This is a genomic window from Rhodococcus sp. 1168 (genome assembly GCF_002091955.1).
GTDB lineage: Bacteria > Actinomycetota > Actinomycetes > Mycobacteriales > Mycobacteriaceae > Rhodococcoides.
Map to the genome: position 1 here is coordinate 43,943 of NZ_MKKY01000090.1, position 15,015 is coordinate 58,957.

A 15,015-nucleotide genomic window follows, 5' to 3' on the forward strand; every position below is an offset into this window, starting at 1 on the left:
GCACATGACCAGCACCGAACGCACCGATGTCGGTACCGTCGAGGATTTACACGCGTCTGCCACCAAGTTCACCGGCCTCGAAGATTTCGGATCCGACGACTATGTCGAAGCCCTCGGTGTCCTGCTCGACTCGTACAACCGTGATGCCCAATTGACAGCACTCGGATCGAAGATGAGCCGGTACTTCCTTCGCGGAGCGCTGGTCGCGCGTTCACTCAGCGAGCTCGCGTGGAAGCAGAATCCGACGCACGCCGACATCACGATCGAGCGGCCGATCTTCGTGACCGGTCTTCCTCGCACCGGCACGACGGCGCTGCACCGGCTGCTGACCGCCGACCCGTCGCACCAGGGTTTGGAGATGTGGCTGACCGAGATGCCGCAACCCAGGCCGCCGCGTGAGACCTGGGAATCCAATCCCCTGTTCGCGCAGATCGAAAAAGGGTTTGCGCAACACCATGTCGAACACCCCGAGTTCATGGGGGTGCACTACATGTCCGCCGCCGAAGTCGAGGAATGCTGGCAGCTACTGCGGCAATCGGTGCAGTCCATAGCCTACGAATGCCTCGCCTACCTACCGACCTATTCGGCGTGGCTTGCCGGACAGAGCTGGCTTTCGACCTACCAGCGCCACCGGAAGAACCTCCAGCTCATCGGAATGAACGACACCGATCGGCGTTGGGTTCTGAAGAATCCGAGCCACCTGTTCGCACTCGACGAGCTGCTACAGGTCTACCCGGACGCGCTGGTCATCCAATGCCACCGTGAACCCCGCACGATCATGCCGTCGATGTGCAGCCTCGCCGAGCACGCCACCGAAGGCTGGTCGGACCTGTTCCGCGGCGACGTCATCGGGCGCACCCAGGTCGATCTGTGGGAGCGTGGGCTCAACAGTTTCTCCGCCGCACGGTCCGGTGCGAACTCGGCGCAGTTCTACGACGTCGACTACCACGACTTCGTCGCCGACCCCCTCCGCACAGTGGAACAGGTGTACGAGAACTTCGGACTCGATCTCACCGAGAATGCACGCTCCGCCATGGACGCCATGCACACCGAAAGCAGAAGTGGGCAACGGCGGCCGGCACACAAGTACACGCTCGAAGACTTCGGCCTCGACGGCGAAGACATCGACCGCCGGTTCGGGACGAGGTAACTCCGCAGGTCGGTGATGCCCGACTCCGGTGAACACTAGGGTGACGGGATGGCTCCGACACGCTGGCAGATCGACAACACCGAGGACCAGTCCAGGAAGTACGTCGAACGCTTCGCGCGACTTCAAGCGCGAGGCGTCGACCTACACGGCGAGGCGCGGATGGTCGACGCGCTCTTGGCGCCGGGGAGTTCGGTCCTCGACGCGGGCTGTGGCACAGCCCGTCTCGGTGCCGAACTCGCCCGGCGCGGACACCGAGTCACCGCGGTGGATCTCGATCCGGTCTTCGTCGAAGCCGCACGAGAGCACACCGACCTGACGGTTCATCAAGCCGATCTGACCGAACTCGACCTCGGCGAGACATTCGATGCCGTCGTGGTCGCCGGCAACGTGATGGTCTTCATGACACCGGGCACCGAACGATCGGCTCTCGAGCGGATGACGGCGCACTTGAAGCCCGGAGGAGTCTTCGTCGCCGGATTCGCCACGGACAGGGAGTACACCGTGGAGAAGTTCGACGCCGACCTCAAGTCGGCCGGCTTACTCCACGAGCATCGCTTCTCGACGTGGGATCTGCGACCGTGGCACGAGAGTGCGGACTGGGCAGTGACGGTAGCCAGGGCACCTGCGCTGCTTACCTGATTCCGACGGGTAGAGACGGCATCGCCGCCGCCGCCCATGGGAGGATGGAGGAATGCCAGCGCCATCGCCACTTCCCCTCGATCCCATTGCAGAGGCCCACCGTCAGTGGACCGCACATGGATGGGGTGACGTCGCCGACGGAATGGCCGCTGTCACTTCGTTGATGCGGGCACAGCAGATCATGCTCGCGCGAGTCGAAGAGACGCTCAAGCCCACTGGATTGACGTTCTCCCGCTACGAACTTCTGACCCTGCTGACGTTCACCAAGAACGGTGCGCTGCCGATGGCGAAGGCCAGTGCGCGACTGCAGGTGCACCCCACGAGCGTCACCAACGCTGTCGACCGCCTCGAAGCGGCGGGGTACGTGCGCCGAACACCGCACCCGAGCGATCGTCGAACAACGTTGGTGGAGATCACCGAAGCGGGTCGCACACTGGCCGTCGATGCCACCGAAAAACTCAACGAACAGGTATTCAGCAAGCCTGGTTTGTCGAAGGAACGACTGACGTCGCTGGTGCGTATTCTTGCCGAACTGAGGCGCACAGCCGGTGACTTCGAGGACATCGGGTCGTCACCGGCCTGGTGAACGGAGCGTGCCCAGCTTCGCTGTATCCACGCACGAAGCAGCCCTGCTGTCACTGTCGGACAACAGGGCTGAACGCATCGGTCACCGATTGACGAATGTCGCCTTACGCTTGTCGATGAAGGCAGACATGCCTTCCTTCTGATCCTCGGTCGCGAAGGTCGAATGAAACAGCCGACGCTCGAACCGAATGCCCTCGGCCAAGGAGGATTCGAACGAACGGTTGACCGCGTCCTTGGCCATCATCGCAATCGGAAGCGACATCTCTGCGATGGTCGTCGCGGTGGCGATAGCGTCGACGAGCAGGTCTGCGGCGGGTACGATTCGCGAGACGAGCCCCGCTCGCTCGGCCTCGTCGACCTTCATGTTTCGCCCGGTCAGGACCATCTCCATCGCCTTGGCCTTACCGACTGCGCGAGTAAGGCGCTGCGACCCACCGATTCCGGGGATGACCCCCAGCTTGATCTCCGGCTGACCGAATACCGCTGTGTCGGAAGCGATCAGAACATCGCACAGCATCGCCAGCTCGCAGCCGCCACCGAGCGCATATCCCGATACAGCCGCAATGATCGGTGTGCGCGCTGCCGACAGTCGATCCCAGGCACTGAACAGGTCCTCGGCATAGACGTCCATGTACGACTTCGGCTGCATTTCCTTGATATCGGCACCCGCAGCGAATGCCTTCTCCGAGCCGGTGATCAGGATAGCTCCGATACCGTGGTCTCCGTCGAGGTCTTCGACCGCGGACACCACCTCGTGCATCAGCTGAGAGTTCAACGCGTTGAGCGCCTTCGGCCGATTCAGCGTGATGATCCCGACGCGACCTCGCCGCTCCAGAAGAATTGTTTCGTAGTCGCTCATTTACTCTCCCCTGTCGAACGTTCGCGAATGTCGTTGATGATGCCGGAGAAGTCTACGTCCGTTCCACCACCGGATGTTTCCTTGAACTCGGAGTAGAGCTCAGCGGCCTTGAGCCCGAGGACGCCGTGAACACCGTTGTTGCGCAGCGCATTGGCAGCAAGACCGAGATCTTTGTCCATCAAGGCTGCCGCGAACCCTGGTGTGTAGTCGTTGTTGGCCGGGCTGGTCGGAACCGGTCCTGGCACAGGACAGTTGGTGGTCAGCGCCCAGCACTGGCCGGACGCGGTGGACGCGACGTCGAACAACGCTTGATTACTGAGCCCAAGTTTCTCACCGAGCACGAAGGCCTCGCTGATCGCAATCATAGACACCCCGAGGATCATGTTGTTGCAGATCTTGGCGGCTTGGCCGTTGCCCGCGGCGCCACAATGCACCACTTTGCGACCCATGACGTCGAGAACAGCTGCAGCCGAGGCGAAGTCCTCTTCGGACCCGCCGACCATGAATGTCAGCGTCCCCGCAGTCGCACCGCCGACACCACCCGATACCGGAGCGTCGAGACCGCGGTGGCCCGCGTCGTCGACGAGCTTGTGCGCAGCATGCGCGTCGGCGACATCGATGGTCGAGGAGTCGATGAACAGGGTGCCAGGAGCGGCAACGGGAAGTAGATCCTTGTACAGATCGAGCACGAGCCTGCCGTTGGGCAGCATCGTGATCACGACGTCGGCGTTCGACACTGCAGCCACGGCCGATTCGACGACGGTCACGCCGTCCTTCGTTGCCTGCTCCAGCGCTGCAGGGACGAGATCGAAGCCCTGAACCGTGTATCCGGCTTTCACCAGGTTCGCTGCCATCGGTCCGCCCATATGGCCGAGACCGACGAAACCGATCGTGTTCTCACTCATCGCTGCCCTCCAAGTTCGTTGCTCAATCCCAGTTCAGCGGCACCCAAGGGGGCAAAATAGCGATCGACGTCCTCGCTGGTGACGTCGGTTAGCGTCGGCGGAGACCACTTCGGGTTTCTGTCCTTCTCCACCACCTGTGCTCGGATTCCCTCGACGAGGTCATGTGAATGCAGACTTGCCGAGGACACCCGATATTCGTCGTCGAGCACCTCCTCGAGCGAAGCCGCATCGGCTGCCCGTCGCAGCGACTTCAGCGTGACCTTCAGCGCGACCGGTGACTTCGATTCGATATCGTCGGCAGCCTTGTGTGCGTCAGGTACCTCACTGCGCCGCAAGCGGTCCACGATCTCTTCGACGGTAGCGGCGCTGTACGCAGCGTCGATCCAGCTGCGTGCCGCGACCAGGCTCGACGTGGGTGCTGGTTCGGTGAACGAAGCCAACGCGTTCTCGAGTGTTCCGCTCTCGAGTACAGCGTAGAAGTCCGGCAACTTGTCGGAGGGGATGTAGTGATCGGCGAGCCCTGCCGCGATGGCGTCACCTGCACCCATGCGGGCGGTGGTGAGGCCGAGGTGTGTTCCCAATTCTCCGGGGGCACGGGAGAGCAGAAACGTCCCGCCGACGTCGGGGATGAAACCGATACCGACCTCGGGCATCGCGATCTTCGAGCGGTCGGTCACGATGCGGGTGTTGGCGTGGGCGGACAGGCCGACACCGCCGCCCATCACCACCCCGTCCATGATTGCCACGTACGGCTTGGGGAATCGAGCGATAGCCGCATTGAGGATGTACTCGTCGCGCCAGAAGACCTTCGACCCGCTACCGCCCTCTTTGGCGTCGTGGTAGATCGAGACGATGTCACCACCGGCGCACAAGCCACGTTCGCCTGCGCCGGTGAGGAGCACCAACTCGACCTTGTCGTCGACGGCCCACTTCTCGAGCTGTGTCGCGATGTCGAGCACCATCGCGTGATTCAACGCGTTGATAGCTTTCGGACGGTTGAGCGTGATTCGGCCGACGCCACCGCGCAGGTCGAACAACACCTCGGGTTCGCTCATGCTGCTCCCACAATCGAGCGAGCCACGACGACTCGCATAATCTCGTTGGTCCCCTCGAGGATCTGATGGACACGAAGGTCTCGGACGATCTTCTCCACACCGTACTCCGCTAGGTAGCCGTAGCCACCGAGCAACTGCAACGCTGCGTTGGCGACGCCGAATCCGGTGTCGGTTCCGAATCTCTTTGCCATAGCGCAGAGTTCGACCTTGTCCTCGGCACCGGTCTGCAACGCCTCCGCAGCTCGCCACAGCAGAGTTCGGGCGGCTTCGAGCTCGGTCTTCATATCTGCCAGTCGGAACTGCAGGGCCTGCGCGTCGAGCAACCGATTGCCGAAGGCCTTGCGCTCGGCCAGGTAGGACACCGCTTTGTCGAAAGCGCTCTGTGCGCCACCGATCGAGCAGGCGGCAATGTTCAGGCGGCCGCCGTTGAGCCCGTTCATCGCGATGCGGAAACCGTCGCCCTCGTTTCCGAGGACGTTGGCGGCCGGGACACGGACGTCCTCGAAGACGACCTGCCGGGTCGGCTGAGCATTCCAACCCATCTTCTTCTCGTTCGCCCCGAACGACAGGCCCGCGGAGTCCTTCGGTACGACGATTGCCGAAATACCCTTGGGGCCGGCTTCACCCGTTCGCGCCATCACGACGTAGACCTCGGATACCCCTGCCCCGGAGATGAACTGCTTCACTCCGTTGAGGATGTAGTCGTCACCGTCGCGCACAGCCTTGGTCGTCAGTGCCGCAGCGTCGGATCCGGCACCTGGTTCGGTGAGGCAGTAACTTCCGAGCTGGTCCATCGCGCAGAGCCCCGGCACCCACTGACGACGTTGCTCGTCGTTGCCATAGGTGTCGATCATCCACGTCACCATGTTGTGGATGGAGATGTAGGCCGCGATCGACGGATCACCGGTGGCGAGTTGTTCGAAGATGCGCACGGCGTCGACGCGCGTCAGGCCCGACCCACCGACATCCTCACCGATATAGATTCCGCCCATACCCAGGCCGGCAGCTTTGCGCAGTACGTCGACGGGAAAGTGCTTGTTCTGATCCCATTCGACGGCCTTCGGAGCCAGGAACTCGTCGGCGAAGTCGCGTACTGTTTCGTTGATCGCCCGTTCGTCCTCGGTCAATGTGAACACCGGCGGTCAGTCCATGTTCGGGATGACGAAGTGGTTCGCAGTCTCTTCTTTTTTGCCCGAAGGCCAACGCTGCGTGACCGTCTTGGTCTTGGTGTAGAAGCGAATCGAATCGGGTCCGTGCTGGTTCAGATCGCCGAATCCCGAACGCTTCCAACCACCGAAGGTGTGGTACGCGATCGGCACCGGAATCGGGACGTTTACGCCGACCATGCCGACCTGAACGCGTGAGCAGAAATCACGCGCGGTGTCGCCGTCGCGAGTGAAGATCGAGACACCGTTGCCGTACTCGTGTTCGGACGGCAGACGCAGTGCATCCTCGTAATTCTTGGCGCGGACGACGATCAGGACGGGTCCGAAGATCTCTTCCTTGTAGATGCGCATGTCCGTCGTCACCTTGTCGAACAGTGTTGCGCCGGCGAAGAATCCGTTCTCGTGACCCGCGAGCTCGAAGCCGCGCCCGTCGACGACGAGTTCGGCACCCTCGTCGACGCCGATTTGGGTGTAGTCGTTGACTCGCTTCAGTGCATCGCTACCGACGAGTGGACCGAAGTCCGCGTTCTCGTCGTCGCTGCGGCCGATCTTCAGGTTCTTGACCCGCTCGGTCAGCTTGGCCACCAGTGCGTCGGCCGTCTCTTCACCGACCGGAACAGCAACCGATATCGCCATGCAGCGCTCACCCGCCGAGCCGTACGCGGCACCGAGAAGTGCGTCGGCGACCTGGTCGAGATCGGCGTCGGGCATGATCAGGGCGTGGTTCTTGGCGCCGCCGAAGCACTGCGCACGCTTGCCGTTCTTGGCGGCGGTCTCGTAGATGTACTGCGCGATCGGCGTGGAGCCGACGAAACCGATGGCCTTGACGCGATCGTCGTTCAGTAGGACGTCGACGGCGTTCTTTCCACCGTTGACGACGTTGAAGACGCCCGGCGGCAGACCTGCTTCGAGGAACAGTTCGGCCAGCTTGAGCGGCACCGAGGGGTCGCGCTCGGAAGGCTTGAGAATGAATGCGTTGCCGGTAGCGATGGCTGGGCCGGCCTTCCACAGCGGGATCATGGCGGGGAAGTTGAACGGGGTGATACCTGCAACAACGCCGAGCGGCTGACGCATGGAGTAGACGTCGATGCCCCCACCGGCACCCTCGGTGTATTCGCCCTTGAGCAGGTGCGGAACACCGATCGCGAACTCGATCACCTCGAGCCCACGCTGGACGTCACCCTTGGCGTCTGCGACAGTTTTGCCGTGCTCGCTCGAGAGCAACCGGGCCAGCTCGTCCATGTCCCGGTTGATGAGCTCGACGAACTTCATCAGGATGCGGGCGCGACGCTGCGGATTCCACTTGGCCCATTCGACCTGGGCTTTCTCTGCGTCCGCGATCACAGCCTCGACCTCGGCATCACTGGCCAGCGGCACGAGTGCCTGCACCTCGCCGGTGTTCGGATCGAAAACGTCACCGAAGTTGCCCGAGGTGCCGGAGACGTGCTTGCCGCCGATGAAGTGCGAGAGCTCGCGTGTCATGAGATCCGTCCTAACCGATACGAGAAGATGATGTGTTGTCATCCTATAGTCGGACATCCATGTATGTCTAGAGGCTTACTCGCCCAACCTCCGATAGAAGCCCACGAGATCGGCGACAGCGGAGCTGACCTCGAACTCCTCGTAGCCACCCGAGCGGAAGGCACGACGCAGGATCAACGGGTCGAGATCGTCGATCGCCGGAGAAAACTCGACACGCGGCAAGGACGGAAACGGCATCTCGTTGCCGAACCAGTCCTCACGATCGAACTCGACCTCGGATTCCCCGACATCCTCGATCAACATTTCCAGATCGACGCCACGCAACGTCAGAATCGTCGCCGCCGAAGCGTCGATGTGCTCGGCCGCGATATACATCAGCGCGGCCGCATGCTTGCACGGCCACCCGTCGTCCGGGCATGTGCAATCGAAATCGAGCTGCCCCTTGTCGTGCGGCAGAAGCGTCGAGGCAAGCTCCTGTGGGATCGCATTGGACGCAAGTTCCGCGAGCATCCCCGGATTGGAGCGCACCCTGCCCACCAGAGCCGAAACCTCGCCCTGTGACAGCGGATCCACGGTCACCGATGCCGAGAACGGTTCGAGCTGACTTCCCTGAACCTCGCCGTAGATCTGACCGCGTTCGACCCCGAGCGTCAGCACCTGACCACCTCTGGCATACGTACGCCCCCGCGCAATCCGACCCGGATCTGCCAGCTCTTCCATGACGGTGACGAAGTGGCGGCCCCACCAGGTCTGCCCGAAAGCTCCACGCTTGTTCTGTGATTCTATGCCGCCCTTGACTTTACGACGTCTACCGTACTGACCGAAGTCCGCCATCACTCCCCCACCGCATCTTCGCTGAGGCGGAACAACTCACGCAATTCGCCGGTGTTCATCTCGGTCACCCAGTTCTCACCCGTCCCGACGGCGAGGTCCGCAAGATCCTGTTTCGACTCCAGCATCCCATCGATTCGTTCTTCGACGGTGCCCACGCACAACAACTTTCGCACGTGAACGTTCTTGCGTTGGCCGATTCGGAACGCACGATCGGTAGCCTGATTCTCCACCGCCGGGTTCCACCACCGATCCAGATGCACAACATGATTGGCCGCAGTCAAGTTCAGACCGGTGCCGCCTGCCTTGAGAGAGAGCATCATGATCGGCGGCCCGCCGTCCTCCTGAAACTTCTCGACCATCGCATCACGGTTGGTCTTGCTGACGCCACCGTGCAGGAACGGCACTTCGGTACCGAACCGCTCGGCGAAATACGGTGCGACGAGTTCCCCGAACTCGCGAAACTGCGTGAACAGCAGCACCTTTTCGTTGTCCCCGAGAACCGAATCGAGAATGTCGTCCACCAATCCGACCTTGCCGGACCGATGCTGACCCCGCTTGAGTACCGGCGAACCGTCGGACAGGAAATGCGCGGGATGATTGCAGACCTGCTTCAAGCGAGTGAGGGCAGAGAGCACTGCCCCCTTACGCTTCATGCCCTTCGCGTCCGCGATCTGAGCCATCATCTCGTCCACGACTGCCTTGTAGAGCCCCGCCTGCTCGGCCGTCAGATTCGCGCGAACCGTCATCTCGACCTTGTCCGGCAGGTCGGCAATGACCGTCGGATCGGTCTTGACGCGACGAAGAATGAACGGCGAGGTGATCGCACGCAAGCGTGTGACCGCACTCTCGTCCTGCTCTCGCTCGATCGGCACCGAGAACCGCTTACGGAAATCGGCAGGCGCACCGAGCATTCCAGGGTTCGCGAAATCGAGAATCGATCGAAGCTCGTCCAGCCTGTTCTCGACGGGCGTGCCGGTCAACGCCAGTTTCAGATCGGCGGGAATCGCGCGAGCGGCCTTGGCTTGAACCGTCCCGGCGTTCTTGATGTGCTGGGCCTCATCGAGAACCACTCGGCGCCACGTCCGTGCCGCGAACTGTGCGCGGTCCTTGGCCATCAGTGCGTAGGTCGTGACAATGAGGTCGTGCTCGGTGATCGCCTGCTCGAGGGCGTCGTCCCGCAACCGCGCCGGACCGTGATGAACCAGGACCCGCAAGTCAGGAGTGAACTTCGCGGCTTCTCGCTGCCAGTTGCCGACGACCGACATGGGTGCAACCAACAGCGTCGGCGTCGGGCTCTTCTCGTGTGCAAGCAGCGCCAACACCTGCAGCGTCTTCCCCAGTCCCATGTCGTCGGCCAGGATTGCGCCCAACCCAAGCCGAGACATGAATGCCAACCAGTCCAAACCGCGTTCCTGGTAGGGCCGCAGAACAGCATTCACCCCAGCGGGCAACGGAATCCGCTCCGGAGTGGCGTCGGGCTGCAGTAGCGTCTTCGCCCACCCGGTGGCGGTGATCTCCTCGACGGGTGCGGGCGGCGGCGAGGAGATCGTCATTTCGCGCATCAACTTGCCAAGTGCGGTTCCGTCACCATGATGCTGCGCAACATATTTGGCGGCGGCGGCGAGCTGACTTCCGTCGGCCAGCACCCACACCCCACGAAGACGGACCAGATCGCCCTTGGACACAGCCAGCCGATTCAACTCGGACTCGGTCAGCACCATATCGCCGAGTTGCAGTTGCCAGTCGTACGAAACCAGCTCATCCATCCCGACTGCGCGGTTCTCGGCCGCCTTCGTCACGGCAGGCGAATCGACCCGCAGTCGCATCGACGGGTCCAGTCGACTCCACGCCCTGGGCAGCAGAACGGTCGTCCCCGACTCCGAAAGTGCTTTCGCGCCGTGTTCGACGAGATCGATCACCACAGAGGTGGGCAGCAGAAGATCGAGGGTCCCAGGGTGGGACGGAAGGTCACGCAACCGCGGGTACGCCGCGACAGCCTCGCCGAGCTTGCGGACCGCCGTGCTCAACAGGCTCGCGTCGACCTTTCGGCTCATGGGCACCGGAATCGGAGCTTCCCCATCGGCCCGCAGGCACACCTGAAGCTTCCACAGCGCCCCTTCGCTCTCGTCCGCCTCCGCGGCCTCGTCGTCCGGCTCCAGCAAACGCAACACGAGCGCGGGTTCGTCGACGGTGAGACTTGCCCGCCACTTGTCCAACAACGTCGCGGTCTGCGTCGTACCGTCTTCGACGGAATCGTCGCGAACAAGCGCAGCCAACAAAGGATGATCCGAATCAGGCTTTCCCAGTATCGATCTCACGATCGGATCGGTGATCTCTTCGAGGAAGTCCTCCAGCAACTTCTTAGGCCTGTTGCCGTGACACTGGACCGAAGGCATCGTCACAGCCAGTTCGCTGAGCCACGCGCGTTGACGTTCCCCACCGACGAGACGCCATCTGGGCCACCAATGCCCCTCGATGAGGATCAGCGCGGGCACGACGCGTCCGGCCCGCACCCATCGCTCGACTCCCCGCGCAACATGCCCGAGATACCGAAGGTCCCCGGACATCGCGGCGTGCGAGGCCGGGGTGCGCAATAGAAGCTCGGCAGCATCGACCGGCGCGAGAGCAAGGGCGGGCACTCGTACCACTCGTGGGTCGCCCGCACCTGCAGGCGGGAACGCGACCTCGACCTTGTGACGGAAGGTCCGGGCCGCCGCCCGGGCGTGCGTGGCCGGAAGATCCGGCTCACTGCCGGACGCCTCTTCCTGCCACAGCATCAGCCCCGAACCTGGAGACCAGAGACCATGCAGCATTGGTCCATCCAAGCAGGGAGCTATCGGCGCAGTTGGGTGTGGTGTTCCAGTTGCAGCCATTTCCGGCGGAATCCCGTCCGCTCAGTGTTCAATCGGAACGCCATGCCCTTGCGGCGAGCGATAAATCGGCGAATCGAGGCGACTTCGGTAACGGAAGAACCGGACATTAAGGCACAGTATGTAGATGATCGCTTACGGATTCAGTGAGTACGGTGGCCCCGAAACCGAGTACTTCCTCGACACTCCCATCGCCGATCCTGGGCCGGGACAACTACTCGTCGCTGTACATGCCGCTGGAGTCAATCCGGCTGATTGGAAGGTAAGGGCGGGCAACCGCAAGGACACTGTTCGGACACCTCTGCCTGCGGTTCTAGGACGAGAGGTGGCGGGGACCGTCGTTCAGATCGGCCCACACGTCGACGGATTCTCGGTCGGCGATCACGTCTTCGGTGCAACGGCGTCCGGCCACGGTGGTTATGCGCAGTACACCGTGTTGAACGCAGCGAATGCAGCGCACAAGCCGGAGAGCGTTCCGTTCACCTCCGCCGCCACACTTGCAGTCGCAGCCGGCACGGCATACGACGCGCTCGATCAGTTGGGGCTGCACAAGAAGGACACTCTGCTGGTGCTCGGCGCAGGCGGCGGCGTCGGATCCTCGGCGCTGCAGTTGGCTCATGCCGACGGAATCGCTGCTATCGGAGTAGCGAGCTCGACGAAGCGTGAGTGGGTGGAGAGCATGCGCGCGAAGTTCGTCGAGTCCGGGGACAGTTTCTCCGACGAGATTCTGGTTGTTGTGCCGGAGGGAGTGGACGGCATTTTCGACCTGGTCGGGGGAGATACGTTGAGAGCCGCGGCAAAGCTGGCTAAACCTGGCGCCCCGATCATCAGCGTGGCCGACCCGACACTCGCGGGTTCGTTGGGCGGCACTTCGGTGGTCCGGGATCGCACTGCGGTCGCCTTCACACGTCTGGCGGAACTCGTTGCCTCGGGAGTTCTGTGTCCGCGTATAGATCATGTTTTTCCTCTGGAGCAAGCAGGCACGGCACTGGCGCTCGTAGAAGATGGGCACGTTGCGGGCAAAGTCGTCCTGGAAGTCGGCTGATTGCACCTTTGTCGGTGCCATACGGCACACTCTCGAGAGTCAACTGTGGTTCGAGGATTGGGTGTGTGTGAAGAAGCTGCGTATCGCGCTGCTGTTGGTAGCGGCCACTTTTGCGATGGCGGCGTTCGGTTCCTGCGATAGCGGGATACCCGGTTTTGCACCTCCCCCTCCCGCTCCGGGTAGCCCGACCCGCGTACAGATCGAGGAACTTCTCGCCCAGGTGCCGGTCGTTGCCGCGAGGCCGGACGCCCTCGGTTACGAGCGCGGGTGCAAAAAGGGTGAAGGTTGCGTCTTCGGTCCAGCATGGACCGACGATTACGACGGCCCCGGCGGTCACGACGGCTGTGACACCCGCAACAACGTTCTCGCTCGCAGTATGAGCGCGTTGGTGTTCCGGGAGGGCACCCATGACTGTGTAGTCCTCGAAGGCTCTCTTGCCGACCCGTACTCGGGTGAGGTCGTGAAGTTCAGCAAATCGGATGCCAGCGCGGTTCAGATCGACCACGTATACGCGTTGTCCGCAGCCTGGGACATGGGCGCCAACGGGTGGCTACCGGACAAGCGAGTGCGATTCGCCAACGACCTCGATTTCAATCTGCTCGCTGTCAACGGCCGCGACAACCAATCGAAGAGCGACGACACACCCTCGCACTGGCTGCCCCCGAACAAGGCGTATCACTGCTTCTACGCGGGGAAATATCTCTCCGTGGCGGCGCAATACGGGCTCCCCATCACACAGGCAGACCAGCGCGCTCTGGCCGCGGTCGCCGAGAAGTGCTGATACCGCTTCGGCCGGCTGGAATAGACTTGGGGTCATGACTCGCTCGTTGACCAAAGACACCACACTCTGCATGTCACTGTCCGGACGTCCCAGCAACATCGGCACCAGATTCCACAACTACCTCTACGACGAGTTGGATCTGGATTACCTGTACAAGGCTTTCACCACCACCGACCTGCCCGCGGCCATCGGGGGGGTCCGTGCGCTCGGCATCCGTGGTTGCGCCGTCTCCATGCCGTTCAAGGAAGCTGTCGTAGAACTGGTCGACGTGGTGCACGATTCGGCGCGCGCCATCGAGTCGGTGAACACCATCGTCAACGAAGACGGCGTCCTGCACGCTTACAACACCGACTACCAGGCTGTCGCGGATCTCCTTGTCGCTTCGGGCTTTTCATCAGAGTTCACGGTCGCAGTCACCGGCAGCGGTGGGATGGCGAAAGCTGTCGTCGCGGCACTTCGCGATTCCGGTTTCACCAAAGGAACCGTCGTCGCGCGAAACTCCAAGACCGGAAATGCACTCGCAGAGGCCTACGGTTACGACTGGGCGCCGGAGCCCGTGGCTGCAGAACTTCTGGTGAACGTCACTCCCATCGGCATGGAAGGCGGATCCGATGCCGACGCTACACCGTTCACCGGCGCCCAAATCCATTCGGCGCAAGCAGTATTCGATGTCGTGGCAATGCCGTCGGAGACGCCGTTCATTGCCGCAGCGCGTGCCGCAGGCAAGCCGGTAGTAACGGGCGCACAGGTCATTGCACTGCAGGCGGCAGAGCAATTCTTCCTCTACACCGGTGTTCGGCCTACGAGCGATCTCATCGCCCGTGCATCCGAGTTCTCACGACGCTGACGCTTTCTACACCTCCGCGGCCATTGCGGCCGCTCCAGCAGCGATCGGGTGCAGCGGGACACGCTGGTCGAACATATCGACGAACGTCGGTCGCCATCGCATTTCACAGGGCATCATCTACATTCGTGCCCGATCATCCAGACACCACTACTGCGGCCGACGCGGGTCGATTGCAGCCGATACTCGCCGGTATCGTCGCTGCGCTCGTAGGATTCACCAGTTCGTTCGCCGTCGTCCTCACCGGACTTCGTGCCGTCGGGGCAACGCCGACCGAAGCGGCCTCAGATGTGGCTTCTCATTCGATGTGGCGGAGGCCCGTCGGGTGACCTGCAGTTCGCCACACCCTTCGGTTGCCCCGATGATAGATCCTTGTCATCGAATCTGACGGATTTCTCGCCCGACCGATTTGCCGACTAAGGCGACACCGCCAGGATGCCGCCACATTCATTGGGAACTCGCCACATCCGGCAGGAACTGTGTGTTCTCGACTGATGTGGCGAGGCCACACTTGACTGACCCGCGGTTCGCTACGTGCTTCGGTTGCAAACGCTGGCGATTCTTCTCATCGCATCTGGTGAATACTGGTGACGCAGCTACCTGTTGTCAGCTGCCCGACCGGGCGATGTCCTTGTTGGTCACCGTCGAGTGCCGGCGGCGCGCGAGGTGTGTTCAGTTCAACCGGAGAGACCTGCGGTCACGATCTCGACCTGCCGACGCCTCACAAAGCCCCGCCCTTCGGCCTACGACCCGTAATGCAACTCAGCTCAATAGTCGGCAAGCAACTGGTACTCGTGCCA

The 15,015-nt window shown here is 62.3% G+C and carries 13 protein-coding genes and 1 pseudogene; 7 read left to right on the top strand and 7 right to left on the bottom strand.

Annotated elements, in window-relative coordinates; genetic code table 11:
- The first annotated feature begins 4 nt into the window (after positions 1 to 4).
- The 3 genes from BJI47_RS20560 to BJI47_RS20570 are packed head-to-tail and all read left to right on the top strand — an operon-like array spanning position 5 to position 2,375.
- Entirely contained in the window at positions 5 to 1,150 is a 1,146-nt protein-coding gene (locus BJI47_RS20560) for a sulfotransferase (protein ID WP_088945480.1), read from the top strand.
- A 48-nt stretch (positions 1,151 to 1,198) separates the two neighbouring features.
- Positions 1,199 to 1,789 carry a bifunctional 2-polyprenyl-6-hydroxyphenol methylase/3-demethylubiquinol 3-O-methyltransferase UbiG gene (locus BJI47_RS20565; RefSeq protein WP_088945481.1) on the top strand — a complete coding sequence of 197 codons (591 nt, stop codon included), beginning with the start codon at positions 1,199 to 1,201 and terminating at the stop codon, positions 1,787 to 1,789.
- A 52-nt stretch (positions 1,790 to 1,841) separates the two neighbouring features.
- Positions 1,842 to 2,375 (top strand): MarR family winged helix-turn-helix transcriptional regulator, encoded by a 534-nt coding sequence (locus tag BJI47_RS20570; RefSeq protein ID WP_088945482.1) that lies wholly within the window; start codon positions 1,842 to 1,844, stop codon positions 2,373 to 2,375.
- 81 nt (positions 2,376 to 2,456) lie between these two features.
- Here BJI47_RS20570 and BJI47_RS20575 read toward each other — a convergent pair whose 3' ends face one another.
- From BJI47_RS20575 to BJI47_RS20605, 7 genes are all read right to left on the bottom strand, one after another.
- The gene (locus BJI47_RS20575) at positions 2,457 to 3,233 is read right to left on the bottom strand and encodes an enoyl-CoA hydratase (RefSeq protein WP_088945483.1); all 777 of its coding nucleotides are present in this window, start codon (positions 3,231 to 3,233) and stop codon (positions 2,457 to 2,459) included.
- Positions 3,230 to 4,138: a 3-hydroxyisobutyrate dehydrogenase gene (gene mmsB / locus BJI47_RS20580; protein WP_088945484.1), complete on the bottom strand. Its 909-nt coding sequence runs from the start codon at positions 4,136 to 4,138 to the stop codon at positions 3,230 to 3,232. Before mmsB ends, BJI47_RS20575 begins: the two co-directional genes overlap by 4 nt.
- Positions 4,135 to 5,193 (bottom strand): enoyl-CoA hydratase/isomerase family protein, encoded by a 1,059-nt coding sequence (locus BJI47_RS20585; protein ID WP_088945485.1) that lies wholly within the window; start codon positions 5,191 to 5,193, stop codon positions 4,135 to 4,137. The genes mmsB and BJI47_RS20585 overlap by 4 nt, the downstream gene beginning before the upstream one ends.
- The gene (locus BJI47_RS20590) at positions 5,190 to 6,329 is read right to left on the bottom strand and encodes an isobutyryl-CoA dehydrogenase (protein WP_088945486.1); all 1,140 of its coding nucleotides are present in this window, start codon (positions 6,327 to 6,329) and stop codon (positions 5,190 to 5,192) included. Before BJI47_RS20590 ends, BJI47_RS20585 begins: the two co-directional genes overlap by 4 nt.
- A gap of 6 nt (positions 6,330 to 6,335) precedes the next feature.
- Positions 6,336 to 7,841, bottom strand: coding sequence for a CoA-acylating methylmalonate-semialdehyde dehydrogenase (locus BJI47_RS20595; protein WP_088945487.1), 1,506 nt, complete (start codon positions 7,839 to 7,841; stop codon positions 6,336 to 6,338).
- Positions 7,842 to 7,916: 75 nt separating this feature from the next.
- On the bottom strand, positions 7,917 to 8,675 hold the full coding sequence (locus BJI47_RS20600; RefSeq protein WP_088945488.1) for an SWIM zinc finger family protein: 759 nt from the start codon (positions 8,673 to 8,675) through the stop codon (positions 7,917 to 7,919).
- Positions 8,675 to 11,488, bottom strand: coding sequence for a DEAD/DEAH box helicase (locus tag BJI47_RS20605; protein WP_088945489.1), 2,814 nt, complete (start codon positions 11,486 to 11,488; stop codon positions 8,675 to 8,677). The genes BJI47_RS20600 and BJI47_RS20605 overlap by 1 nt, the downstream gene beginning before the upstream one ends.
- Before the next feature lie 184 nt (positions 11,489 to 11,672).
- Between BJI47_RS20605 and BJI47_RS20610 the strand changes: the two genes are divergently transcribed.
- From BJI47_RS20610 to BJI47_RS20625, 4 genes and pseudogenes are all read left to right on the top strand, one after another.
- Positions 11,673 to 12,590 carry an NADP-dependent oxidoreductase gene (locus tag BJI47_RS20610; protein ID WP_088945490.1) on the top strand — a complete coding sequence of 306 codons (918 nt, stop codon included), beginning with the start codon at positions 11,673 to 11,675 and terminating at the stop codon, positions 12,588 to 12,590.
- A gap of 115 nt (positions 12,591 to 12,705) precedes the next feature.
- Positions 12,706 to 13,371, top strand: coding sequence for an HNH endonuclease family protein (locus tag BJI47_RS20615; protein ID WP_088945516.1), 666 nt, complete (start codon positions 12,706 to 12,708; stop codon positions 13,369 to 13,371).
- Positions 13,372 to 13,405: 34 nt separating this feature from the next.
- A complete protein-coding gene (locus BJI47_RS20620; protein WP_088945491.1) occupies positions 13,406 to 14,218 on the top strand; it encodes a shikimate 5-dehydrogenase in 813 nt (270 codons plus the stop codon).
- A gap of 125 nt (positions 14,219 to 14,343) precedes the next feature.
- A pseudogene (locus BJI47_RS20625) lies at positions 14,344 to 14,508 on the top strand (benzoate transporter); the annotation flags it as partial.
- Positions 14,509 to 15,015 lie beyond the last annotated feature (507 nt).

Bases quoted from the DNA above. Each gene is read 5' to 3' on its own strand.
- BJI47_RS20560 (WP_088945480.1), top strand. From the start codon at position 5: ATGACCAGCACCGAACGCACCGATGTCGGTACCGTCGAGGATTTACAC.
- BJI47_RS20565 (WP_088945481.1), top strand. From the start codon at position 1,199: ATGGCTCCGACACGCTGGCAGATCGACAACACCGAGGACCAGTCCAGG.
- BJI47_RS20570 (WP_088945482.1), top strand. From the start codon at position 1,842: ATGCCAGCGCCATCGCCACTTCCCCTCGATCCCATTGCAGAGGCCCAC.
- BJI47_RS20575 (WP_088945483.1), bottom strand. From the start codon at position 3,233: ATGAGCGACTACGAAACAATTCTTCTGGAGCGGCGAGGTCGCGTCGGG.
- mmsB (WP_088945484.1), bottom strand. From the start codon at position 4,138: ATGAGTGAGAACACGATCGGTTTCGTCGGTCTCGGCCATATGGGCGGA.
- BJI47_RS20585 (WP_088945485.1), bottom strand. From the start codon at position 5,193: ATGAGCGAACCCGAGGTGTTGTTCGACCTGCGCGGTGGCGTCGGCCGA.
- BJI47_RS20595 (WP_088945487.1), bottom strand. From the start codon at position 7,841: ATGACACGCGAGCTCTCGCACTTCATCGGCGGCAAGCACGTCTCCGGC.
- BJI47_RS20600 (WP_088945488.1), bottom strand. From the start codon at position 8,675: ATGGCGGACTTCGGTCAGTACGGTAGACGTCGTAAAGTCAAGGGCGGC.
- BJI47_RS20605 (WP_088945489.1), bottom strand. From the start codon at position 11,488: ATGCTGCATGGTCTCTGGTCTCCAGGTTCGGGGCTGATGCTGTGGCAG.
- BJI47_RS20610 (WP_088945490.1), top strand. From the start codon at position 11,673: ATGATCGCTTACGGATTCAGTGAGTACGGTGGCCCCGAAACCGAGTAC.
- BJI47_RS20615 (WP_088945516.1), top strand. From the start codon at position 12,706: ATGGCGGCGTTCGGTTCCTGCGATAGCGGGATACCCGGTTTTGCACCT.
- BJI47_RS20620 (WP_088945491.1), top strand. From the start codon at position 13,406: ATGACTCGCTCGTTGACCAAAGACACCACACTCTGCATGTCACTGTCC.